The organism is Bradyrhizobium pachyrhizi (assembly GCF_029714545.1).
GTDB lineage: Bacteria > Pseudomonadota > Alphaproteobacteria > Rhizobiales > Xanthobacteraceae > Bradyrhizobium > Bradyrhizobium pachyrhizi.
On the sequence record NZ_CP121667.1, the window covers coordinates 4623000 to 4644528 of the forward strand.

The window sequence follows — 21529 nt, forward strand, 5'->3', positions numbered from 1 at the left end:
TTGGCTCTCGAAGCTGGGGAGGGTCCTTTGTGACTCTGGAGATCAAGAATGCTTGGAGCAAAAGGGTTCCGAACCCGTGAAGCGACCGCGAACTACAAGCGTCGCATCCGCAAGCTCGTGACGGACGAAGTGCGCGCTGCACGCTTCGCCAATCTGCACGGCAACGCCGACGAGTCCACGGAGCCCGATGCTCCTGTCGAATCGGTGGAGCCGGAGACCGCCCCCGAGGCTATCGAGGAGCAGGTCGCGGAGACCGCGGACGAAGCTGGCGACGAAGCCGGTGACGAAGGCGAGGCTGACAGCGAAGAGACCGCCGAAACGGACGGTAAGCCCGCTGCGCCGAAGAAGAAGGCCGGCAAGGCCACCAAGAAGAAGTCCGAGTAATCGGCAGGAGTAGTCATGGGATACGCGACGAAGGAAGACATCGACGAGCTTTACGGCACGGACCTCCTCGTCAAGATCGCTGACTACGACCGTGACGGCACGCCAGACCCCCTCGTTGTGGACAAGGGGCTCTTGGCGGCCGACGAGATTTGCGACGCCTACCTGTCCGCCCAGTATACGATCCCGCTGGTCCCCACGCCCGGCGTGGTGAAGAACTGCGCGATCGACATCTCGGTCTACAAGATCGCCCTGGGTCGCGGCGGCCGAACGGACGAAATGCGCGTCCGCTACGAAGACGCACTGGCGCTGCTTGAGAAGATTTCGACCGGCAAGGTTGGCCTCGGCTTGCCGCCGGAGACCACGACCAACCCTGACGGCACCACCACCACGACGAACCCGAACGTCAAGCGTTCCGGAGGGTCGTTCGACTGCGCGAGGGCATAATGCCCTCAATCAGCGTCAGGATGAATGCTGAGGGCTTCGCTCAGCTCAACAAGCGGATCACGAAGCTCCTGCAGGACGCCGAGCACATGGAGCCGGTGTGGCAGCAAGCCTCCGAATACATGGTCCGCTCGACGCAGAACCGCATCAACAAGACCCAGACCAGCCCGACCGGTGAACGGTGGGCAGGCCTCGCGGCGCTTACGATCAAGCTGAAGGGTACCGACTGGCCGCTGTATGCGACCGGCAAGCTCGTCGGCGGCATCCACACGGGCGACGTCGACAACCACGGCTTCCAGATCGTCTCCGACGCTCCGTATAGCTCGTACGTGCAGGACGGCGTGAAGAACAGCCGCGGCAAGTACAAGAAGAAGACGACGCCGCATTCGCCAGCTCGCCCGTTTATGGGCTTCTCCGCTGAGAACGTGCGGCGCATCAGCAAGATGATCCGCGATCACCTGAAGGCAACCTAATGAGCGCGATCGTCAACTTCCGAAACAGCATCATCGAAGCGATCAAGACCGCCGCGCCTGAGTTCCAGAGCGTGGACTGGTACGACGGTCTCTTCGATGAGAAGGACATTGCAGACTGGACGCTGAAAACGCCTTGCGCTCGCGTCGCGGTCATGAATGTCCCGACCGAACATCATACGACCGGCGAGCTGAACGCCTGTCTCCGCGTGGTCGTCGTCATCATCGACGAGAACCGCTATGTCCAGATGGACGGAGACGCGAACGCTTGGGACCTGGTCGAGAAGGTCGCCATCATGGCGAACCTCAACACCTTCGGCGACCCCAACGCGGGTCCTGCCACCAAGGTGGTTTTCAAACGCATCAGCCAGCCAGAGCTGCGACGAGAAGGCATCGCCGTCGGCATCGTTGAGTGGACAAGCGACTTGATGATCGGACGCAACCGGTCGCACGAGCGCTCGTACTTCTTCCTCAACGGCCAACAGATCACCAAGGTGCCCCGCAGCCGCGTCACGGCGCTCGGCCAGGTCAACCTGGCAAGCGGCGCCCACTCCGAAGAGACGCTGGACATCACCCCAGAGGACTAACCGCCATGCGCGCTCTACACGCTATGGAGCGGCGAATGCAGGATCTTGAACGCAAGATCCAAGGCAAAGAGCGGCTCGGCAAGATCGTCGACGTCAAGTTCGAGAAGAACCGCTGGTACGTCAAGCTCAACGACGGGCAAGACGAGACGCCAAGCGGCTCGGGCGGCAAGCGCGGCGACACCGTGAAGAGCGACTGGCTGCCGTGGAAGAGCTTCTCCCACGGCTCGATCAAGTCGTCGGTCCCTCCGAAGAAGGGCCAGCACGCGCTGCTCCGCGGCGTCAACGGCATGATGGAGCTGGGCACTGTCGAGCCCTACCACTACGGCCCGGAGAACCCGTCGCCCCACGACAAGCCGGACGAAGTCGTCCACCTGGTCGAGGACGAAGAGGACCAGAAGAGCGGGCAGCAGGGCGGTTCGACCGGCGGTGCCGGCGGCGCGTCTGGGCAGAGCGGCCAGCAGGGCAGCAACGACAAATACAGCACCTGGCAGCGGGTTGCGAAGAATCTGCACCACCTGATCATCCAGAAGAAGGGCGCGTCCATGGACGGCCTGGGTGATCTCGGCGGTCTCGCTGGAATGGCCGGTCTCAACGGGCTGGACATGTCGAACTTCACCAGCGCGATCGGCAACCTCGGCAACATCGGCGGCCTCGCCAACATGAACCTCGCCAACATCGGCGACTTCAGTCAGCTGAGCAGCCTGATCAACATCTCGAACCTCTCAAAGTTCGGCGACCTGGGCCAGCTCGCGCAGCTGCAAGGCCTGACGCACCTGACCTCTGTCGGAAACATCGTCCAGAGCGTCCAATCGGTCCTTGCCGGCGGCAGCCTCCAGGCGCCCGGCGGTGACGCTGGTGCAAACGGGCAAGGCGGCGCGCAGAAGCAGCAGGCTTCGCGGAAGATCCCGCAGGTCGAAGAGCAAGGTCACTCCGACACCACGCAGGTGCTGGCCGACCAGGAAAAGATCGTCAAGACGGTCGGCGACAAGAAGTCGTTCTACCGCCAGGACGAGGACAAGGTCCATCTCCGCTACGGCGAGGATGGTGCCAAGGCCGACGTCGTCATGGACAAGGATCAAGTCAAGATCCAGTTCAAGGACAAGACCGCCGTCATCAAGTGGACCGAGAACGACCTGAACGTCTCGTTCGGCGAGGACAAGGCGAACATCAAGCTCGACGGGTCAGCCATCGCGCTGAGCCAAGGCAAGGACAAGACCAAGGTCACAATCCAAGAGGACTACGTCGAGGTGAAGGGCGCTTCCGAGTGCTCCTGCGGCGTGGATGGCCGCTGGGTCCATGTGGTCGGCGGCAAGGTCCACCTCGGAGTCCCAAGCCCTAAGGCAACGGCAACCAATCGCGTGATGACCGACGCCGGACCATCGACCGTGGTCTGGGCGAACATCAACTGACAAGGAACAAGAAGAAAATGCCGCAATACATCGTCGACAAGGAAATCTGGCTGGCGGGACTCAAGCAGCCCGTGGGCAAGGTCGTGACCCTGACGGAAGGTCAGGCCAAGTATCTCGGCCACGCTCTGTCGAAGGCCGAAGACAAGCCGGCCGCTCCTGCCGCCCCCGCCAAGAAGGCGAAGACCGCCGCCGCTCCGGCTGCCGGCGCTGTCGTGACGGAGACCCCCGCGGATGGCGCTGCCAACTGAGCATCTGATCGATATCGACCGGAAGACGGGCGAATACGTTCAGGGCTGGGCACGCATTAAGCAGTCCATCGAGACCATCCTCACCACGCGCATCGGCGTTCGTCTGATGCGTCTGTGGTGGGGGTCGAACTTCATCAACATGCAGGACAAGCCGGGCAATGAGGAGACCCTCATGACCGGCATGATGGCGGCGATCTCCGCCATCAACACCTACGAACCGGAGTTCAAGGTGTCCCGCGTGTCAATCGACGCATTCGACTCAACCGGCGACATCACCATCACCATTGAGGGCGTTGACCTGATCGACGCGCAGCTCAAGCGAACAAAAACAACAATCTAAGGCGAGGGCCTGATGCCGAACTACGAGTCACCCACGCTTTACATCGACTTTGCGCGGTTGCCTCCGCCCGACGTCATCGAGACCATCGACTTCGAAGCGCTGCTCAAGCGATATCAGGACGACGTTCTCTCCAAGAACGACAAGCTCTCGGCCGCCCTGAAGCTTGAGCAGTCGCCCACCAACATCATCCTGGAGGCGGAAGCCTACGGCGAAATGCTGGTGCGTGCCCGCGTCAACTCCGCGGCCCGAGCTGTCATGCTTGCCTTCTCAAAGGGGGCGGACCTCGAAAATCTGGCCGCCTTTTTCGGCGTCGAGCGCGCCGTCGGTGAGACCGACGACAGCCTTCGTCGCCGAGCCCAGCTCGCGCCCGAGGCTTACTCGACCGCCGGCTCCGAAGGTGCTTACATCTACCAGGCCTTGACTGCCGACCCGGCAGTGATCCGGGACGCGACCGCGGTCAAGGTCAACGACAAGGGCAGGGTGAAAATCACGGTCATGGCCATCGGGACCAACCCGGTGCCGACCGATGCGACCATCCTAAAGGTCGCTGCCCGCCTCAATGCGAAGGGCATTCGACCGCTCACCGACGTGATCAGCGTCGTTCCGGTCAGGCCAATCCGCACGAAGATCATTGCAAACATCACGATGTACCCGGGTCCGGATGCATCGCTGATCATGGCCGACATCGGGAAGTCTCTGCAGAAGGTTCGCGACAACGTTTCGCTGATCGGCCGAGACCTCACCAGGTCCGCCATCATTTCAGCCCTCAACCAAGAGGGCGTCCAGTCCGTCGAACTGATCTCGCCGGCAGAGAACGTCGTGGTCGACACCGACCAATGCGCGCTCATCGAAAGCGCTGCGATCACGCCGCTCCCGCTCAGGAAGGAGTAAGGCATGGCGACGTATCCGACGCGCCGGATGGATCACATCCTGGCGCCGAACGCGACGGAATACGAGCGGACGCTAGCTTCCCAGGTCGATCGTCTCCTGGAACTGAACATCCCGATCCGGCTGCTCTGGAACCCGTGGGAATGTCCGGAGAACCTGCTGCCTTACCTGGCATGGGCTCTTTCGGTCGACCTGTGGGACTCGAGCTGGCCGCTTACCAAGCGGCGCAGCGTCGTTGCCAACGCCATCAAGCATCACCGCCTGAAGGGCACGCTGATGGGTATCGAGACCTACCTCGACCTCGTTGACAGTAAGCTTCTGGACGCGCAGATGCCTCCCGGCACGCTGTTCTCTGGTCCCTCGCTGACCAAGGAGCAACGCGAGGCCTGGCTGCAAAGGCTGCCGCAGGTGCGAACCTGGCAGGAATATGAGAACGCCACCGCGGACTATCGCATGTTCATGGGCGGCCAGCGGGCTTCTCGATTTCTGAACGGCAAGTTTCCGTATCCCAACGGCGCCGCAGAGCGAACCGCTCGTCGCGCTCGATGGGTCGTCAACGGAACAGAGACTGACACCAGGGTGGAGAACTACGGGAGCTACTTCCGGCTCTTCATCAAGGCTCAGCTGCCTTACTCGGTCTTCTGCAATACGCCCTTCAATCAGAAGCGCAAGTTCCCGATCCCGTCGACCGCCTACAAGCGGATCGTGTCGATCGAGCCGATCATGAAGGCGCCTTGGCGGACCTCAGTCAGCCCCCAGCTGGAGCCGGTGCAATCGCAGCCTGACCTGGTCATCCAACCAGGGCACGAAGGCGGACACGCCGTCTTCTCGAACAGGGTGAACTTCAACAGGTACTTCGTCCCGTCTCGGGCGGGATACCGTCTCTACATGCGCTACCCGGTCTACGACGCGGACGTTCCGTATCCGGCGAAGCGACCTGCGATCCAGTTCATGGGCGTGGGACGCTATGGCGTCAAGCCGAAGACGGCCGAGTTGAAAGTCGCGATGCAGACGAAGTGGAGCAGGTTTAAGGCCCGGATCAACGAGCCTTTCGTTCCTCGCTCTCGTTTCTGGACGCCGCATGATGGCAGGCTGATGCTGAAGAACCGGCAGGCGGTGATCGCGGCCAAGCGTCTGTCTGACCAGATCCTGCTCGACACCAACACCAAGCCGGGTTTCATCGCCGGGCTTCCGCATTGGGCCGGCGACAAGATCGTCATCTGATCATTCCAACCAAAAGCACCGAGCCCATTGTCCGCATGGACAGTGGGCTTTTTCGTGCGTCAACAAGAGGCCCTCAATGGACCGCAAAGTTACTTTCCGCGACTATCAGGAGCAGGTCGCGACTGACCACAATAACCTGCAGGACTATGTGCAGACCGCGATGGACAACATCGTGCATGACGCCGTCAGCGCATCCCGGAAGTATTCGGGCATGATGGTCACCAAGACGGGCCAGATCGAAGTCACGGTCGGGCAGGGTCGGGTTTACGACATGGGCGCCGTGTACGGTCGCCGCGCCGTCCTGACGCAGTCGCTGGCCACCTACGTGGCCGCCGCGGCCCGCCGCATCGTCACCGTCTCGGCTTATGGCCAGACGGCGGAGACCGACATCGAGACCCGCGACTACCTGACCGACGTCGATACCGGCACGGTCGAGCCGCGCGCAGTGTCCATGACGGAGTCCCGCGATGCTCAGTTGGTTTTCACGGCCGGCGCTGAAGCTGCGGACCCGGTTCCTCCGGCGGTGCCGGCGACTCACGTCGTGATCGCCCACATCATGCTGGACACCACGCAGATCATCTCGATCGACATGCAGGTCCAGAATGGTGTCGTTTCGACCGACGCGCTGGATATCCGCACCGATCTGCTGGAGACCTTCCGCTCCATCATCGAGCCGCGAGTGACCTCGCTTGCCTCCGACTTGGCCGACCTCGCGAACCGCGTGACGGGACTGGCCGACCAGGAAGACCTTTCCCGCGTGTATCTCGATCTGGCGCGCGTGAAGGAGAGCCTGCGCTATCCGGACGACGCCTCCGGCTTCGACGCCGACTTCTTCCTGATGCCGAACAAGTCGGACTACAACAACGCGCTGCTGCTCGGCTACGACGCGAAGGTCGAGGAGGGCGTCCGCTTCAACGACGCCAACAAGAACCAGTTCGAGATTTCGCTGTTCTCGGCGAACGACCCGAACGCTTCGCTGGTCGGCGGCTACCTGATGCCGAAGTACAGCAACGTGCTGAAGATCCAGACGGGCGCCTACACCCAGTCGCTCGGCATCGCGCAGTATGGCTACCAGACGCATTCGATGCAGGTGGGCTACATGTCCCGCTCTCGCGTGCGGTATGGCGGCAGCTACACGGTCTGTACCAACGGCAACAACTTCAGCACCCCGGGTGATGCGGTCGACACCACCAACCTGTACGACTTCAACACCACCGGGTTCACGACGGTCCAGAACAACGGGGCGAGCTGGGATCATCCCTACGCCTGGTCGCGCACCGACTACTACTGGATCGACACATGGGAAGAGCCGTTCATGTACGAGGTCACCAACAACCTCAGCATCACGGGTGCTCAGGTTGCTCAGACCTTCCTGGTCTCGAACGACATCATCGCGACCCAGCTCGGCTTCTACATCACGGCCAAGGCCGCGAACGAAGACATCCACCTCGCCCTCTGCGAAGTGACCGCCGGTCAGCCGGACCTCAACAAGGTCTGCTTGAAGACGATCTACCCGCAGGCGAGCATCGGCACGGGTTGGAACCTGTGCCAGATCCAGCCGACCTTCCTCGCGAAGGGTAAGCGGTACGCGCTCGTGTTCATCTCGAACGCGAACCACCAGATCGGCATGACCGCGGGTCAGAACTATCTGGACGGCACGTTCTTCTACTCGACGGACGGCATCTACTACATGGGCGATCTGACCAAGGACATGATGATCCAGGTCTACGGTGCTCAGTTCGCATCCGCTCAGGTCGCAATCGAGTTCGCTCCGATCAACCTCGACGGCGGCTTCCGGGATATCGACATCCTGGCTGAACAGTGGGTTCCGGGTTCGTGTCAGCTCGTCTACGAGATGCGGCCGAACGGCACCGGCCAGTGGCAGCCTCTGATCGCCGATAATTCCGGCGTCCTCGCCGTCGCTCCGCCGCTCGCTCAGTTCAGGGCTCGCTTCATCGGCACCCAGGACATGATGCCGATCCTGCACATGACGGGCTCGCGCGTCACGGTCTCGCGGCCGAAGACGGTCTTCAAGCACGTCTCGACCAAGATGACGGTGCCGGCGATGTCGAGTGCTGCTCACAACCTGACGTTCGTGAACCTGCTCGAAATGTTCGATCCGACGCCGCACACCTACGACATCAAGGTTCGAGTCGGAGCGACGGACTACAGCCCCGACACGACCGTCACCGTGCTGAAGGACAAGGACGCGAAGCGCTACCAGAAGACTTACACGTTCAGTCTCCCGGCCGGCACCACGCAGTTCACGATCCAGCAGACCGGAACGACCAACTCTCCGCAGGTCACGTACCACGTCGCCGAGCGGACGTTCTACACCAAGTAAGGAATCCACCTCATGGCAGACAACGAAAACGGAGCCGCTCCGGCGGCTCCGAGCATCGGCCCGGACAAGAGCTATCGCCTGACGCTCTCTCGGGCGGTCGAGATCGCTCCCAAGATCTGGGCACGTCCCGGAAGCGATGTGGTCGTCAAGGGCTCGCTGATCGCCGAATACGGCGATGCAGTCACCAGCTACGAAGAGGTCTAAGACGTGGCTCGCCGGTTTGATCAAGTTTACCGGGTAAAGCCGAGGGACAACCTCGGCGATCCCGACTATTGGAACCGGCGCTTCGATGACATCGATCGCCGCGTTTCTTCGAACGAAGACGAACTCGATTCCATCGACGGTCTGACCGCCTACATCGAAGGTCTCGCCCTCAATCGGCTGGATCTGGTGCTGGCGCCAGCGCTCGATAAGATCGCGCTGGTGTCGGAGCAGGGCTTCTTGCTCGCGCACTCCAACTCCGAGATCACTCTGGACGTGAACACCACCCAGGTGTTCGCGATCCCCGATCTGGCGGAGCGCGAGTTGTTCGCTCCGTCGCCGTTCGTCACCATCGCCCGCAGGGGCAGCCAGACCGACTATGCCTTTGCCCAAGTGATGAGCTGGGACAGGGACGCCGGCCAACTGACGCTGCGTCCGCGAGCGATCTTCGGTAATCCCGGCCCGTTCATCGACTGGGAAATCTACACCGGAACCGCGATCCAGCAGGCAGTCCTCGACACCCTCGCAAAGTGCGAGGCAGCCCGAGACCTGGCGCTTCAATACAAGGCCAGTACGGCGGCCGATGCAGCTGCAACGGCTGCAGATCGGACGACGGTCAGCCTGATGAAGAATGACACGCTGGCGGCGCGGGACACTGCTCAGGCGTATGCCGCGGCTGCCCAGTCCTGGGATCCTTCGCTCTACTACTCGAAGGTGACGGTCGACGCGACCTTCGTTGCTTTCGGAAAGGCCCAGGGGATCAGCGCGGCTCAGCAGGATCAGGCACGGAAGAACATCGGCATTTTCCAGACGCAGCCGATCGCTACGAATGCGAACTGGAACACGCTGACGACGCCGGGCTCTTTTTACACGGAGAGCCCGACCGGCGTAACAAACGCTCCTGTCGCTGGAGCGTACTGGTATCTGACTGTTGAGTCCTACGGCAACAACCCGGCTCACTACTGTGTGCAGCGCGCGATCCAGCTCGACACCAACACCGCTGTCAACATGTACATTCGCGTCTTCGCGAATGACATCTGGACGCCGTGGCGCAAGGTCATGCTGGGCGTCAACAACCTGTCTGACGTCGACAACGCCGCACAGGCGCGGTCGAACATCGGTGCGCAGGCGAACCTGGGCTACACGCCGGCCAACAAGGCGGGCGACACGTTCACCGGCACGGTTACGACGAACGTTAACCTCATCGCGGGCGGCAACGTCTGGTCTTATGGTGGTGTCGTCTATCTCAACTCTGGCAGCACGGGCTATCTCCAGTACCAGGGTGGCATGTCCTATTACCTCGGTAGCGCTGGGTACATCTGGCACTCGGGCAACATCAACCCGGTGATCAGCATGAGAGCCGTCTACGCTGGCGACTGGAGTCCGGGTTGGGGTGGAGCGCTTGATGAGCCTTTCACGGGCGCCGCGGTTGTTACGGGCGTAGTCGCCAACAGCGGCTATATCGCCGGCCGATATCGGTACCTTCAGTATCAGACCGCTTCTGGTGGCTGGTACAACTTCAACGTGGTCTAACGACATGAACATCATCAACCACGGGACGTGGACGAAATACGATCCCGATCCGTACCCGGCCGATCTGCCTCCCGGCATCTTGTTCGCGAAAAGCGACGAGACCGGGCGGGATTGGTACGACGCGCTGTATGGCGAGACCCCGCTCTTCGCTGCGGATAGCGTCAAGATCACCGCGACCAAGGAAGCGGACGGATCGTGGCGACTTCAGGCGGCGAACGTTGACGCAACGAAGGTGTTCCCGCTGAGCCAGCTACTGATCGAAGTGATCGGGTACACCGGAACTAACCCGCAGAAGGATTTCGGTCAGAAGAGATTCGACGCGACGGCGAGCACGATATCGGAGTTTCCCGCGCGTGCCCGATCTGCTTCGCCGCGTCAGATCCGCTTGGCTCTCAACCAGATCGGTCTGCGGACGCAGGTCGAGGACTGGGTCAAGACCCAGGATCAGGACACCCAAGACAACTGGAACTACGCAACGGAATTTGTCGAGGACAATCCGATGCTCGTCGCCTGCGTCGCTGCCGTTGGAAAGACGGAAGCCGACAAGGCTGCGCTCTTCGACTTGGCGCTGACGCTCTAAGCCGACAACCTATCACCAACGCTTCTTCAGGCCGCTCCTCACCGGGCGGCCTTTTCTTTTGGAGAACCCATGACTGTTCAATACCTCCACGGCCTCGAGACGATCGAACTCGACAGCCCCTCCGGTCCGGTTGAGACCGTCAAGTCGAACGTGATCGGCTTGGTCGGCACCGCACCGGACGCTGACCCGGATATCTTCCCGCTCAACACTCCGGTGCCGGTCTTCGCCGACGCACTGAAGGCGGGTCAGCTGAAATCCACTGGCACGCTGCTCGATGCGGTCGACGCCATCTACAGCCAGAAGTCGGCTGTGATCGTCGTGACCCGCGTCGCGGAAGGCGAGACCCAGGAAGAGAGCTGGTCGAACGCCGTCGGTTCGCCGACGGGCAAGACCGGCGTTTGGTCGCTGCTGAAGGCGCGTCCGATGCTCAAGGTCGTGCCGAAGCTGCTGGTCGCCCCTGGTCTGACCAGCGGTCGCCCGACCAACGGTCTGCGCAATCTCGTGATCGGCGATCAGGGCACCGCCTACGTCCTCGCCACCACGACCATCACCATCGCTCCGCCCGCCGCTGGCGGTCGCCAGGCAAAGGCTGTGCCCCAGGTGGTCGGCGGCAAGCTGACCGGCGCAATCATCACCGACCCCGGATACGGCTACCAGGAAGTCCCGACCGTGACCGTCACGGGCGCGGGCACCGGCGCTGCGGTTACCGCAACGCTCGGCCACGTCGCCAATCCGGTCGGCGTCTCCTTCGCCTCGATCGTCGACCGCCTCCGTGCGGTGGCGTTCCTCGACGGCCCCGGCACCTCGTACGAAGACGCGATCGAGTTTCGTCAGGACTACGGCAGCCAGCGCATCGCGATCATCGATCCGGGTGTTCTGAGCTGGGATACCGAGACCTCCGTCTATGTGCAGAAGCCTGCTTCGGCCTATGCGGCCGGCATCCAGGCGCGCGTCGATGAGGAGAAGGGCTTCTGGTACACGTTCTCGAACGAGCTGATCCAGAACATCGGCGGCCCCGCCCGTCCGGTGGACTTCATGCCGAACGACCGCGACTGCGAAGCGAACATGCTCAACGCCTCCCAGATCACGACCGTCATCCACGACGACGGCTTCCGCTTCTGGGGTGTGCGCGGCACCGGCACCGACCCGCTCTGGGCGCACCTCTCGGTTCGCCGCACCGCGGACATGGTGTACGAGAGCCTGGAGCGCGCCGAGCGCAGCCGAATGGACAAGCCGTTCAGCCTGCAGCTGCTCGCCGACATCCAGCTCGACGTCAACTCCTACCTCCGACTGCTCCGCTCGCGCGGCGCGCTGATCGGCGGCAAGTGCTGGATCGACGCGAACATCAACACCCCGGCGACCTTCGCCGCTGGTGAACTGTCGGTCGACTTCGACCTCGAACCGCCGGCGCTCCTGGAGCACCTGCAGTTCCGCGCTCGCCGCAACCCGCAGTACTACGTGGACTTCATCGAAGAGTTCAACCGGTCGATCGCCGCCAACGGCTAAGGCAGGCGTAGCACTCACCAACAACCCAATAAGAGCCAACCGAGCCGCTCGATCCCTCGTGGATCGGGCGCGCTTCGGCGTGGCCGGAGAGACAAATGACCACGAGCAATCTTCGCGATTCCAACATTCTCCAGGACTTCACCGTCTGGATCGACGGCGTCGGCAAGATCGGTGAAGCGCCGAACTTCCAGCCGCCCGAGATCAACATCGCCGTGGAAGAGTTCCGCGGCGGCGGCATGGACGGCACCGTCGAAATCCCCTTCGGCGTCGAAAAGATCGAGTTCGATTTCACGCTGCATGTGTGGGACGAGCAGATCTGGACGAAGCTGGGCTACGGCCCGGGTTCGCTCGACGTGCCGATCACCTTCCGTGGCTACCTGCTCACGCCGGGCGGCGATGAGAAGGGCGTCGTCATCACCACGCTGTGTCTGGTGAAGGCGATCAAGACGGGCAAGGCGGAAGCCGGCAAGAAGGTCGAAATGACCATCAACGTCTGCGCCAACTACTACCAGCACGTCGTCGACGGCAACAACGTCGCCGAAATCGACGTCTTCAACAAGGTCACCATCATCGGTGGCGTTGACAAGAGCGCCAACGCGCGCCGGATCCTCGGCTTCACCTCCTAAGGCTTAGCCAGGCTCCCAACTCAGGCCCCGTCATCCGGCGGGGCCTTTTTCTTTTTCCCCCAAGCATAGGTGTGCAAACCAATGGCAACTGAAATCAAGCAGGAAATCTTCAACCTCTCGCATCCCTTCGAGTACCGCGGCGCGACGTATGTCGAGCTGAAGGCTCGCCGCCCGAAGGTGCGCGACCTCCGCAACTTCGTGAAGAACATGGAGAAGGACGCCATCGCGGCGATGGAGAAGGTTCTCGCGGACCTCTTCGAGGTCGACGAGAAGGTGATCGCTGAGGTCGACGTCGAAGACTTCGGCCCCATGAAGAAGTGGTTCGAGGATTTTTTGAAGCCCATGACGAGCGAATAAGTCGCATCATCGTCGACGCATTTCCGGTCTTCGAGCGCTTCCACTGGACGCTCGAAACCGTGGATCGAATGGACTTCGACGACTTCATCCTCGTCGCCGACGGCGTCGAAGCGCTCAACAAGCGCGACGCTGAGGCAATCAAGGCAGCTCAGGGCAAGTAGCCCTGGGCTTTTTCTTTTGTTTATCCAGATGGAGCTGGGATGGCCGACGAACAGCATATGAAGATGATCGCGGAGCTGGAGTTTCGTGCCAGCGGCACGCCGGCCATCGCATCCCTCCAGGCGAAGATCAACAAGCTCAAGGACCAGATCCAGAAGAGCTTCGCGAAGAACGCCATAACGACGCCGATCGTGTCGCCCCAGGTCATGAAAGACCTGCAGGGAGCCGGCAAGGCCATTAACGGCCTGACCAAGAAATACACCGACATGGCCAAGGAAGCTCGCGAGCTTGGCCAGATGAACGCTCGAGTCTGGGCCGGCATGAGGCGCGACCTTCAGGGTCATGTGCGCGCCTGGCAGAAGGCGAACGGCGAAGAGAAGAAGTCACTGGGCGAGTCCCTGAGGGAAAAGGTCAAGTACCACCAGGCCTATCGCTCCATCTACAACAAGGAGCACGGCCGGTACCTCAAGGCTGTCGAGCAGCTGGGTGTGTCCGAAGGGAATCTTCGTGCCGCACAGTGGCGGCGAGATCAACGAATGGATGCGCAGAGGAGGGCGGCAGCCCTGCGGTCCCGAGCGGCTTTCGCGCAGTCGATGCGCACCGTCGCCGGGTCCGTTCGAAGCGGCGCCTTCCAGGCCGGCCTAGTCGGCGGCGCGCTCGCCTACGGCACGGGACGCGCAGTCAGCTCGTCGATCCGGTCAGCAACCGACATGGATCGTGCGGAAGCGAACGCCCGCATCAACATGGACGAGAAGGATCTCCCTGGTGGGTTTGCCGGGCTCCGCGAGCGGATCCTTCCGAAGTCCGTTCAGCTGGGTCAGGACCCGGCCCGCTACATGCAAACCGTGGTCGAAGCAGCCAAGGCCGGCGTCCCCGAAAGGATGTCCGAGCAGACGGGCGAGATGGTCACCATGCTCGCCAAGACGTTCGGCGTCGAGGTGGACCAGGCCATGGACGGCATGGGCTACGCGATCGCGCAGGAATTTGGTGCCGGTCGACTGAAGGACATCGGTGGTGTTCGCCGCCTCGGCAACATCGCTGCGTTTCTGGCGGCAAAGACCGCCGCGCGCCCCGACCAGATGTTCTCGTTCCTCCGCACCGGTATGGGTTCTGGTGCGATGCTGGGCATGAACCAGCAGTCCACCCTGGCATTCGGCGCCTCGGCCATCCAGGCCGGTGCTCAGGGCCAGCAGGCCGCTCGATTCCTCGGCAGCCTCGGCGAGACGCTCGCCGAACTGACCATGGAGTCGAACCAGATCACCAAGAAGCATCACCGGTCCGAGAAGGATCGGTTGTTCATGAGCCTGCCCGGTCAGCTGGGTTACGGTTCGTACGGTGAGATCGAGCAGCAGATCAAGAAGAACCCCAACGACGCCATCTTCAAGTTGATCAGTTCGTTCCAGAAGATCAAGCAGCCGCTCGACCGCCAGAAGGCGATGTCAGCGATGTTCGGCGCAGACTTCGGTCGGTTCCTTGCGAACATGATCGCGTCTCCCGAGATGCTCAAGCGCACGAAGGAGCTGGCTGAGCAAGCTGCAGGCCAGAAGGAAGGCAACGACTTCATCAGCGAGGCGTGGGACGAGTACAGCAAGAGCCTCGAGTTCTTGATGAGCCGCATCAGCGCCACCTGGAAGGTGCTCAAGACCGAGCTTGGATCCACGTTCAAGCCGTTCGTCGAGCAGCTCAGCCTGTATGTCTCTGACTGGTATAGCGCGGTTAAGACCGGCGGCCTGAAGGACAAGCTCACGGCTGTCCTGAACGGCCTGACCGAGGGCTTCCTCGGCAAGGCTGGCACGTTCCGTGACCTGCTGGAGAAGATGTTCGGCAAGCCCGGCGACGGCAGCATGGGCAACACGGAGAGCTGGTTCAAGTTCGCCCGTGGATTCGCGACCGGCCTGCGTGAGGTCGGCGAAATGATCTCCAACATCATGTCGAAGCTTGCCAACTACTTCGGCAGCAACGGCGACGCTGAGGCGATGGGGCGCTTCACGGCGAAGATCATCGCACTGGTTGGCGCGCTCGTCATCCTGGGTCCGGTCATCTCGGTCCTCTCGTCGTTCGTGACTCTCATGGGCGCCTTGGGTGCCATCCTCGGTACGCCGGCACTGGCTGCCGGCATCGCTACAGCTCTCCAGAACACCGGAGTGAGCAAGTCGAGGATCAGGGAGAAGGGTGAGTCCTACGAGCACTGGCAGAAGCGGATCGTCGACGACAAGAAGGCCCGCTACCAGCTGCAGTCCGGTTCGGGCTTCAACCCGGCCGACGTCCACCCGATGAACTACCTGGGTGACAAGCTCGACAAGTTCGGCGGCAAGATCGAACGCGCAGGCCTCATGAGCACCGACTTCAGCGCCATGCGGCGCGGTGGCGGTCTCGGCTATGCCTACGAAGGCGCTGGCTCCTCCGGGAGCGGCGGTGGAGGCGGTAGCGGCATGCGTCTGCTCAGTGGCGTCGGCACCCCCGACGCCCTGATCAAGAACGTCACGCCGGGCGGCGCGCTGCCCAACTTCGGTGTTGGGTCCGGCGGAATCATCCGTCGTGGCGGCGTAGGCGGCGCAGGCGGTGTCGGCACCAGCATCCCAGATGGCGGCCCGGCAGACATGAGCGTCGGCCAGGGACTCAGCGGCAACGGCTTCCTCCAAGCGCGTCGCGAGAAGTTCGGCAAGGAGCTGGAGAACGATCCGAACCTGAGATTGCACCTCGCGGCCATGCAAATGACCGAGGGCGCGAGCCGAGGCGGAACGATCGAAAGCCTCATGAACCGCTCGGACATGCAGGGCAAGTCGATGCGACAGATGCTCGGCTATTCGGCGGACGGTCGGATCAACCCGAGAAGCTTCTATGGCCCGATCCGTCGAGGCGAACTCGGACCTGCCATCGCCAAGCTCCGTGCCAATCCGAAGCTGTACCAGCAGTACAACGCCTACACTGACCGCGCTCTCGCCGGCAGCCACGTCATCGGTGGCTACACCGATCAGGGCCTGCCAACCGATCCGAACGGCTCGGCGCGTACCGGCATCCCGGGGCTCCGTCTCCGCGATCCGAAGACCGGCAAGGTCGACGGTAACGAGTTCACGGACTGGGCGGGTGCTGGTCGGCAGAAGGCGATCAACTGGCGCCACTTCTACGAGAAGGGCATCGCCGGCAGCGGCAACAGCCCGATCGGCGGAGTTCCTGCGGCAGCCGATGCGATCAAGAACGTTCCTGCTGCTCCGCAGTCTGGCGTCCCGATGAGGGGCGGCTTTGACGGCGGCGGTCGCGGTAGCGTCGCGATCCACATCAATGGCAACAGCCATGATCCGGAAGCTCTCGCAACGCTGGTCCAGCGCCGCGTCGACGAGCAGATGAACTGGCGGACCCACGACACGGAGTCCGAATACACCTAACGCGAATAGCTCGGCCCTGCGGGGCCGGGCTCTCCTTCAACAATCCGAGAGGAACCTATGGCATTCATGCTGTTGGGGATGGCTCCCGTCCTTGAGAAGGGAGAATCGGCTCCCACGGACGGCAGCGACACGATCCTCTTCTACGTCCCGCTGCCGAACCACGAGACGCCGAACTTCGAGACGATCCAGCGCGATCACCAGTTCACCTGGGTGTCGAACGATCGACTCTCGCGCGATCCGGCGATGCAGTTCGTTGGTCCCGGCGAAGAGAACATCTCGATCGACGGGAAGCTTTATCCGTACCACTTCGGTGGTCTCGACACGATTGCGCGGCTGAAGGCGGCCGGCGCGCGAGGCAAGCCGATGCAGATGATGCGGTTCTATCCGCTCAAGGATCCAGTCGGATACGCAGCCGAGTTGGTCGGAACGTACGCGATCAAGCGCGTCCGCACCGTCGAGCAGAAGATCGGCGCGGCCGGCATCGCCCAGAAAATCGACTTCACGGTCGAGCTGACGAAGTATGGCGACGACGTCTACACAGGCGGCGTGGTGATCCCGACGGCCACAGGCGACAACGCGAAATTGGGGATCTGATGTCGACTTACATCACCAAGCTTTTCGATCGGCTCGATCGTATCTGCTTCGCCAGGTACGGCAATTCGTCCAACGGTATCGTTGAGTGGGTGATCGAGCAGAACCCCGGGATCGAGTTGTACGGCATCGTGCTCCCGCTGGGCATCACCATCAACCTTCCAGACGCTCCGAAGAAGCTGGATGCACCTCCGGTGCTCAAGCAGATCTTCCTCTGGACCTAACTCTCTCCTGACGAGCATGCCTCGCCAGACAGGCCGTCCTTCGGGGCGGCCTTTTTCTTTTGTGCGGAGTGGAAATGGCCACTGGCTACACCCCGATCTACCGCGTCATGAGGGGCGGTATCGATATCACGGGAAACTTCAACGACCGAACGACGCAGATCAAGGTCGAGCTGATCGCCGGAGGCGGCGAGGGCGACAACTGCACCATCACCCTCGACGATCGCGACTGGGCGATCCAGCCGATCGACCCGGGTGACCAGATCGGCGTTTATCTCGGCTACAAAGAGGTGGGCCTTGCCTATCTCGGAACCTTCAATCTCGTCGACGTCGTCTACAAGGGCAAGCCGCGCAGTGTGCAGCTGACGGGAACGTCCACCAAATTCGGCGACCTGAACAAGGCGCCCACGACCAAGGAATACATCGGCAAGACCGTCGGCGAGATCCTCAGCGACATTGCCGGCGAGACCGGCATCCCGCTCGCGGGAGCCACCGGCCTGACCGATCAGCAGGTCGAGACCAAGAACCAGATCACCAGCAACCTCCACGTCATCAACGAGCTGGAGCGCCGCTACGGCGCTGTGGCGAAGGTGGTGGACGGCAAGCTGATGTTCGTCCCGCGCGACTCCATCACGAACGCCAGCGGCGAGCCTGTGCCAACGCTGGTGCTCAAGCCCGAGCACTTCGGCGACTGGCAGGTCCGCTACATGCAGCGCTCCGCATTCAGCGGCGTGAAGGCCTTCTGGTGGGATGAGCACGACAAGGTCCGCAAGTGGGTCCAGTCCTCGACCGCTCCGATCGGGCAGTCGACGGGCGGCGAGTATCCGCTCGGCGAATGGTTCAAGTCGGCCGCGGAAGCGACGGCGGCTGCCAACTCCAAGATGGAGGCCTTCAACCGCGCTCAGGTCGAGGCGACCTTCGACCTCGCGAAGGGCGACCCGTGGATCCGAGACACCCAGACGCTTTCGGTTACGGGCATGCGTGATCGTGTGAACGGCTCCTACGTCGTGCAGCGAGCGATCCACACGTACATCAAGAGCACCGGCATCCGCTCCACGCTGGAATGCCGCGGACCCGGCAACGGCGCCGACTTCAGCGACCGCGCCGACGACATGCTGCTGCAGCCGCTGGCGGGCGAGCCCATGGGCACCGCGCTGCCTGAGAAGTGGCACAACCCCGAAGACCTCTAACGAAAGACCCAACATGTTCAGTAAGGAAATCGTTGACGCCATCGTGGCGGCAGCGAATGAGAACGGCTGGCCGGCGTCCGCGCTGCTCGCCGTCGTGGAATGCGAGACCTCGGGTAAGCCGTTCGAGCAGGACAACCACACCCCGTCGCTGCTCTTCGAGCGGCACAAGTTCTATTCCGAGCTTCAGTCCCACAAGCCGATGAAGCTGAAGGACGCCATCAAGGCGGGCCTCGCCATCCCGAAGTGGAGTCGGAATACCCAGTACAAGGACCAGGGCACCTCGTCCGGTCGATTGAATGTCATCGCAAAAGCGAGGCAGATCGACGAGGAAGTCGCCAACAGAGCGGCGTCCTGGGGCCTTGGCCAAACCATGGGCTTCAACGCCGAGCGCCTGCACTACGACAACGCGACCGCCATGGTGGAGGAGCTGTCGAAGGGCGTGCCCGAGCAGATCGACGCCCTGGTGCGAGAGATCAAGTCGAGCAAGCTCGACAAGTATCTCGTGGCCAAGGACTTCGCCAAGTTCGCCAAGGGCTACAACGGCGCCGGCTACAAGCAGAACAACTACGACACGCGCATGCGCAACGCGGACGCTGTCTGGGCTCGCCGCCTGGCCAACGGCTTCGAAGCCAAGCCGAGCAAGAGCATCACGCTGGTCTACCAGGCCAAGCTGAAGGAGCTGGGCTACGCGGTCGGCAAGGTCGACGGTGACTGGGGCAACCTGACCACTGGCGCGACCTCCGCGTTCCAGCGGAAGGAAGGCCTGAAGATCACCGGCCATCCGAACGACGAGACCACCGCGCACCTCGACGAGGTCGGACCCGATCAGGCTGCCGAGCCTTCGCCCGCGCGCCAGACAGCAACGGTCGACGATCTCCGGACCGCCGGCTCGCTGACGGTCGCGGCGGCCGACAAGGGCTCGCTGGTGTCGAAGATCCTGGTGGGCGCTGGCGCCGTGGGTGGCGCGCAGCAGACCGGCATCCTCGACCAGGCGCAGGACATGGTCGGCAAGGCGCAGACCGCCAAGGCCGTCCTCGACTCGATCCACGACCTCGCTGCCGGTCTCGCGCCGTACTGGTGGGTCGGCGTGATCGCTGTCGGCTTCATCACCTGGCAGCTCTACGGCGACGTGATCAAGCGCCGCCTCGCAGATCATCAGACAGGAGTCCACCTTGGATAAGGCCATCAAGGCAGCCCAGGCGTTCTTCGCAACCAAGTACGGCAAGGCCCTCGCGGCCTTGCTGCTCTTGGGCGCGATCATCGCCTACGCCCATCACCGCGGAGTCGAGTCGACCTCCGCCAAGTTCACCGCGCAGGTGCAGCAGCTGAAACAGCAGCTCGCTGACGCAGCAGCAACGCCCGCCCCAGTGTCCCCGCAGTGCCGGGAAGAGCAGGGGGCCGAGGCCGGCACGGCCGAACGTCTCAAGCAGGCTGAAACGGCGAAAGCCGCTCTCGAAAAGAAGGTCAAGGACTATGAAAAGCAGCTGGGCCACCGGCCTGCGAAGGCTGGCGGTTTTGTTCTGTCTCCCGCTGACGCTCGCAGCCTGCAAAACATTCGGTGACGCCTCACCCCAGGAGCAAATCGACATCCAGTCCTGCATGCGCCTGGCGAGCACCGTGGAGCTTCCCCCGATCAAGGCTGGCATGGATGCCCGCGTCGTGATCGCTCGCTACAGGGCCGCGTTGATCGCGGCAAACGCCAACATTCACGACACTAAGGCCTGCATGGCCCTGCTCGACCGGGCAGAACAGGACGGTAAATTCTAATGGCTCTCGCCGATGTGACTCTCGCCGACGTGATGGGCCTTGTTGGACCGCTTCTCGCAGTCGTAGGCGCCATCTCCGGCGTCTGGTATCGCATGGAGACCAAGGTCGAGGGCGTTCGCAAGGACGCTGCCGACTCCATCCACGGCGTCGAGAAAGAGCTGGCGGACTTCAAGATGAAGGTCGTCGAGGAATACGCTTCCTGGGACACCGTCCGCGCGATCGAGGCCCGTCTGACCGAACGGATGGACGGCCTCTCGAACCAGGTGATGGCGATGCCGGACGCGGTGGTCGACCGCATCACGAAATTCCTCAATCTGAAATCTGCATAAGCCCTGTGCGGGCCGGGACGCCCCGGCCATCTACCGACACCAAACCGCACACGCAGACCCTGAGCGCTCAGGGGCAGCCGGTGAGAGCCCGGCAACAAAGAGAAACCTCCCCAGTCTGTCCACAAGGGCGGCTGGGGCTCTTTTTTTGTGTCTCCTGTCCGTCTACAATCCCAGCGGGAATGTGATGGGTGGGGCTATGTCCAAGTCGTATTTGTTGTCTGCCGCAGTCTTGCTGTCGGCTCTTAGTGTTGTGCCTTCGAGCGCCCAGCAGCGCCGAGAAACCGTACAGGATGGTGATGCCTGGGCGGCCAAGGTCAGTTCGCAGGTTTGCAAGAGCAACAACCCAGCAGACGAGGCCGAGTGCAGTCGCATCTATGCGAGCATCCCGATGTGCGTCGATTACAAGAACTACGGCCAGATCTGGTATGACATGGTCGAGAACCCGATCCCACACGTCGACACGATGGCGAACCAGACCGACGTCATCAATCATCTCGGCGACAAGCCTTCGTCCAGCACTCCGCCGTTTTACTCGTCGCCCCAATACCGCGATCTCCTTCAGCGACTGCTGCGCGTGGCTCTCTCAGCGGATCGGAGGAAATTCAGCGGTCCGGCCCAGTTCGCCGACTTCGCTTACAAGAGCTGCCTTGGAGGTCGTCCTCTCTGAGGGCGGAACTGCTCAGCAGGTGAGCCCGGCTTGCCGCTGAGCGTCGCACAGCCGTTTGCATTACTCCGCCGTACATTTGCA

At 62.3% G+C, this 21529-nt stretch carries 25 protein-coding genes; all 25 read left to right on the plus strand.

Features of this window, described 5'->3' with window-relative positions:
• Window positions 1–48 precede the first annotated feature (48 nt).
• Window positions 49–384, plus strand: coding sequence for a hypothetical protein (locus QA639_RS21620; RefSeq protein ID WP_283087345.1), 336 nt, complete (start codon window positions 49–51; stop codon window positions 382–384).
• A 15-nt stretch (window positions 385–399) separates the two neighbouring features.
• Window positions 400–828, plus strand: a complete 429-nt coding sequence (locus QA639_RS21625; protein WP_283087346.1) for a gp436 family protein — start codon at window positions 400–402, stop codon at window positions 826–828.
• Window positions 828–1298, plus strand: coding sequence for a phage virion morphogenesis family protein (locus QA639_RS21630; RefSeq protein WP_283087347.1), 471 nt, complete (start codon window positions 828–830; stop codon window positions 1296–1298). Before QA639_RS21625 ends, QA639_RS21630 begins: the two co-directional genes overlap by 1 nt.
• Window positions 1298–1882 carry a hypothetical protein gene (locus QA639_RS21635; protein WP_283087348.1) on the plus strand — a complete coding sequence of 195 codons (585 nt, stop codon included), beginning with the start codon at window positions 1298–1300 and terminating at the stop codon, window positions 1880–1882. Before QA639_RS21630 ends, QA639_RS21635 begins: the two co-directional genes overlap by 1 nt.
• Window positions 1883–1917: 35 nt before the next feature.
• Entirely contained in the window at window positions 1918–3291 is a 1374-nt protein-coding gene (locus tag QA639_RS21640) for a hypothetical protein (protein ID WP_283087349.1), read from the plus strand.
• A gap of 17 nt (window positions 3292–3308) precedes the next feature.
• A complete protein-coding gene (locus tag QA639_RS21645) occupies window positions 3309–3539 on the plus strand; it encodes a hypothetical protein (RefSeq protein WP_283087350.1) in 231 nt (76 codons plus the stop codon).
• Window positions 3523–3879 (plus strand): GPW/gp25 family protein, encoded by a 357-nt coding sequence (locus QA639_RS21650; RefSeq protein ID WP_283087351.1) that lies wholly within the window; start codon window positions 3523–3525, stop codon window positions 3877–3879. The genes QA639_RS21645 and QA639_RS21650 overlap by 17 nt, the downstream gene beginning before the upstream one ends.
• Window positions 3880–3891: 12 nt before the next feature.
• Window positions 3892–4770, plus strand: a complete 879-nt coding sequence (locus QA639_RS21655; RefSeq protein WP_283087352.1) for a baseplate assembly protein — start codon at window positions 3892–3894, stop codon at window positions 4768–4770.
• A gap of 27 nt (window positions 4771–4797) precedes the next feature.
• Window positions 4798–5991: a phage tail protein I gene (locus tag QA639_RS21660; protein WP_283087353.1), complete on the plus strand. Its 1194-nt coding sequence runs from the start codon at window positions 4798–4800 to the stop codon at window positions 5989–5991.
• Between the two features lie 76 nt (window positions 5992–6067).
• Window positions 6068–8335 carry a hypothetical protein gene (locus QA639_RS21665; RefSeq protein WP_283087354.1) on the plus strand — a complete coding sequence of 756 codons (2268 nt, stop codon included), beginning with the start codon at window positions 6068–6070 and terminating at the stop codon, window positions 8333–8335.
• A 12-nt stretch (window positions 8336–8347) separates the two neighbouring features.
• Window positions 8348–8539, plus strand: coding sequence for a hypothetical protein (locus QA639_RS21670; RefSeq protein WP_283087355.1), 192 nt, complete (start codon window positions 8348–8350; stop codon window positions 8537–8539).
• 3 nt (window positions 8540–8542) lie between these two features.
• Window positions 8543–10069: a pyocin knob domain-containing protein gene (locus QA639_RS21675; protein ID WP_283087356.1), complete on the plus strand. Its 1527-nt coding sequence runs from the start codon at window positions 8543–8545 to the stop codon at window positions 10067–10069.
• Between the two features lie 4 nt (window positions 10070–10073).
• Window positions 10074–10649 (plus strand): hypothetical protein, encoded by a 576-nt coding sequence (locus tag QA639_RS21680; protein WP_283087357.1) that lies wholly within the window; start codon window positions 10074–10076, stop codon window positions 10647–10649.
• Between the two features lie 69 nt (window positions 10650–10718).
• On the plus strand, window positions 10719–12155 hold the full coding sequence (locus tag QA639_RS21685) for a phage tail sheath subtilisin-like domain-containing protein (protein ID WP_283087358.1): 1437 nt from the start codon (window positions 10719–10721) through the stop codon (window positions 12153–12155).
• 95 nt (window positions 12156–12250) lie between these two features.
• Window positions 12251–12781 (plus strand): phage major tail tube protein, encoded by a 531-nt coding sequence (locus QA639_RS21690; RefSeq protein ID WP_283087359.1) that lies wholly within the window; start codon window positions 12251–12253, stop codon window positions 12779–12781.
• Between the two features lie 81 nt (window positions 12782–12862).
• Complete coding sequence (locus QA639_RS21695; protein ID WP_283087360.1) at window positions 12863–13138, plus strand: phage tail assembly protein; 276 nt, start codon at window positions 12863–12865, stop codon at window positions 13136–13138.
• Window positions 13139–13338: 200 nt separating this feature from the next.
• Complete coding sequence (locus tag QA639_RS21700; RefSeq protein WP_283087361.1) at window positions 13339–16683, plus strand: phage tail tape measure protein; 3345 nt, start codon at window positions 13339–13341, stop codon at window positions 16681–16683.
• Window positions 16684–16761: 78 nt separating this feature from the next.
• Window positions 16762–17277, plus strand: a complete 516-nt coding sequence (locus tag QA639_RS21705) for a phage tail protein (RefSeq protein ID WP_283087362.1) — start codon at window positions 16762–16764, stop codon at window positions 17275–17277.
• A complete protein-coding gene (locus QA639_RS21710; protein WP_283087363.1) occupies window positions 17277–17498 on the plus strand; it encodes a tail protein X in 222 nt (73 codons plus the stop codon). The genes QA639_RS21705 and QA639_RS21710 overlap by 1 nt, the downstream gene beginning before the upstream one ends.
• Window positions 17499–17572: 74 nt before the next feature.
• A complete protein-coding gene (locus QA639_RS21715; protein WP_283087364.1) occupies window positions 17573–18685 on the plus strand; it encodes a phage late control D family protein in 1113 nt (370 codons plus the stop codon).
• Between the two features lie 13 nt (window positions 18686–18698).
• Window positions 18699–19865: an N-acetylmuramidase domain-containing protein gene (locus QA639_RS21720; RefSeq protein WP_283087365.1), complete on the plus strand. Its 1167-nt coding sequence runs from the start codon at window positions 18699–18701 to the stop codon at window positions 19863–19865.
• The gene (locus QA639_RS21725; RefSeq protein WP_283087366.1) at window positions 19858–20247 is read left to right on the plus strand and encodes a hypothetical protein; all 390 of its coding nucleotides are present in this window, start codon (window positions 19858–19860) and stop codon (window positions 20245–20247) included. Before QA639_RS21720 ends, QA639_RS21725 begins: the two co-directional genes overlap by 8 nt.
• A gap of 37 nt (window positions 20248–20284) precedes the next feature.
• Complete coding sequence (locus QA639_RS21730; protein WP_283087367.1) at window positions 20285–20452, plus strand: hypothetical protein; 168 nt, start codon at window positions 20285–20287, stop codon at window positions 20450–20452.
• The gene (locus tag QA639_RS21735) at window positions 20452–20781 is read left to right on the plus strand and encodes a hypothetical protein (RefSeq protein WP_283087368.1); all 330 of its coding nucleotides are present in this window, start codon (window positions 20452–20454) and stop codon (window positions 20779–20781) included. Before QA639_RS21730 ends, QA639_RS21735 begins: the two co-directional genes overlap by 1 nt.
• A gap of 196 nt (window positions 20782–20977) precedes the next feature.
• The gene (locus tag QA639_RS21740) at window positions 20978–21448 is read left to right on the plus strand and encodes a hypothetical protein (protein WP_283087369.1); all 471 of its coding nucleotides are present in this window, start codon (window positions 20978–20980) and stop codon (window positions 21446–21448) included.
• Window positions 21449–21529: the final 81 nt, after the last annotated feature.

Excerpts from the sequence above, each read along its gene's own strand:
- QA639_RS21620 (WP_283087345.1), top strand. The coding sequence starts at position 49 with ATGCTTGGAGCAAAAGGGTTCCGAACCCGTGAAGCGACCGCGAACTAC.
- QA639_RS21625 (WP_283087346.1), top strand. The coding sequence starts at position 400 with ATGGGATACGCGACGAAGGAAGACATCGACGAGCTTTACGGCACGGAC.
- QA639_RS21630 (WP_283087347.1), top strand. The coding sequence starts at position 828 with ATGCCCTCAATCAGCGTCAGGATGAATGCTGAGGGCTTCGCTCAGCTC.
- QA639_RS21635 (WP_283087348.1), top strand. The coding sequence starts at position 1,298 with ATGAGCGCGATCGTCAACTTCCGAAACAGCATCATCGAAGCGATCAAG.
- QA639_RS21640 (WP_283087349.1), top strand. The coding sequence starts at position 1,918 with ATGCAGGATCTTGAACGCAAGATCCAAGGCAAAGAGCGGCTCGGCAAG.
- QA639_RS21645 (WP_283087350.1), top strand. The coding sequence starts at position 3,309 with ATGCCGCAATACATCGTCGACAAGGAAATCTGGCTGGCGGGACTCAAG.
- QA639_RS21650 (WP_283087351.1), top strand. The coding sequence starts at position 3,523 with ATGGCGCTGCCAACTGAGCATCTGATCGATATCGACCGGAAGACGGGC.
- QA639_RS21655 (WP_283087352.1), top strand. The coding sequence starts at position 3,892 with ATGCCGAACTACGAGTCACCCACGCTTTACATCGACTTTGCGCGGTTG.
- QA639_RS21660 (WP_283087353.1), top strand. The coding sequence starts at position 4,798 with ATGGATCACATCCTGGCGCCGAACGCGACGGAATACGAGCGGACGCTA.
- QA639_RS21665 (WP_283087354.1), top strand. The coding sequence starts at position 6,068 with ATGGACCGCAAAGTTACTTTCCGCGACTATCAGGAGCAGGTCGCGACT.
- QA639_RS21670 (WP_283087355.1), top strand. The coding sequence starts at position 8,348 with ATGGCAGACAACGAAAACGGAGCCGCTCCGGCGGCTCCGAGCATCGGC.
- QA639_RS21680 (WP_283087357.1), top strand. The coding sequence starts at position 10,074 with ATGAACATCATCAACCACGGGACGTGGACGAAATACGATCCCGATCCG.
- QA639_RS21685 (WP_283087358.1), top strand. The coding sequence starts at position 10,719 with ATGACTGTTCAATACCTCCACGGCCTCGAGACGATCGAACTCGACAGC.
- QA639_RS21690 (WP_283087359.1), top strand. The coding sequence starts at position 12,251 with ATGACCACGAGCAATCTTCGCGATTCCAACATTCTCCAGGACTTCACC.
- QA639_RS21695 (WP_283087360.1), top strand. The coding sequence starts at position 12,863 with ATGGCAACTGAAATCAAGCAGGAAATCTTCAACCTCTCGCATCCCTTC.
- QA639_RS21700 (WP_283087361.1), top strand. The coding sequence starts at position 13,339 with ATGGCCGACGAACAGCATATGAAGATGATCGCGGAGCTGGAGTTTCGT.
- QA639_RS21705 (WP_283087362.1), top strand. The coding sequence starts at position 16,762 with ATGGCTCCCGTCCTTGAGAAGGGAGAATCGGCTCCCACGGACGGCAGC.
- QA639_RS21710 (WP_283087363.1), top strand. The coding sequence starts at position 17,277 with ATGTCGACTTACATCACCAAGCTTTTCGATCGGCTCGATCGTATCTGC.
- QA639_RS21715 (WP_283087364.1), top strand. The coding sequence starts at position 17,573 with ATGGCCACTGGCTACACCCCGATCTACCGCGTCATGAGGGGCGGTATC.
- QA639_RS21720 (WP_283087365.1), top strand. The coding sequence starts at position 18,699 with ATGTTCAGTAAGGAAATCGTTGACGCCATCGTGGCGGCAGCGAATGAG.
- QA639_RS21730 (WP_283087367.1), top strand. The coding sequence starts at position 20,285 with ATGCGCCTGGCGAGCACCGTGGAGCTTCCCCCGATCAAGGCTGGCATG.
- QA639_RS21735 (WP_283087368.1), top strand. The coding sequence starts at position 20,452 with ATGGCTCTCGCCGATGTGACTCTCGCCGACGTGATGGGCCTTGTTGGA.
- QA639_RS21740 (WP_283087369.1), top strand. The coding sequence starts at position 20,978 with ATGTCCAAGTCGTATTTGTTGTCTGCCGCAGTCTTGCTGTCGGCTCTT.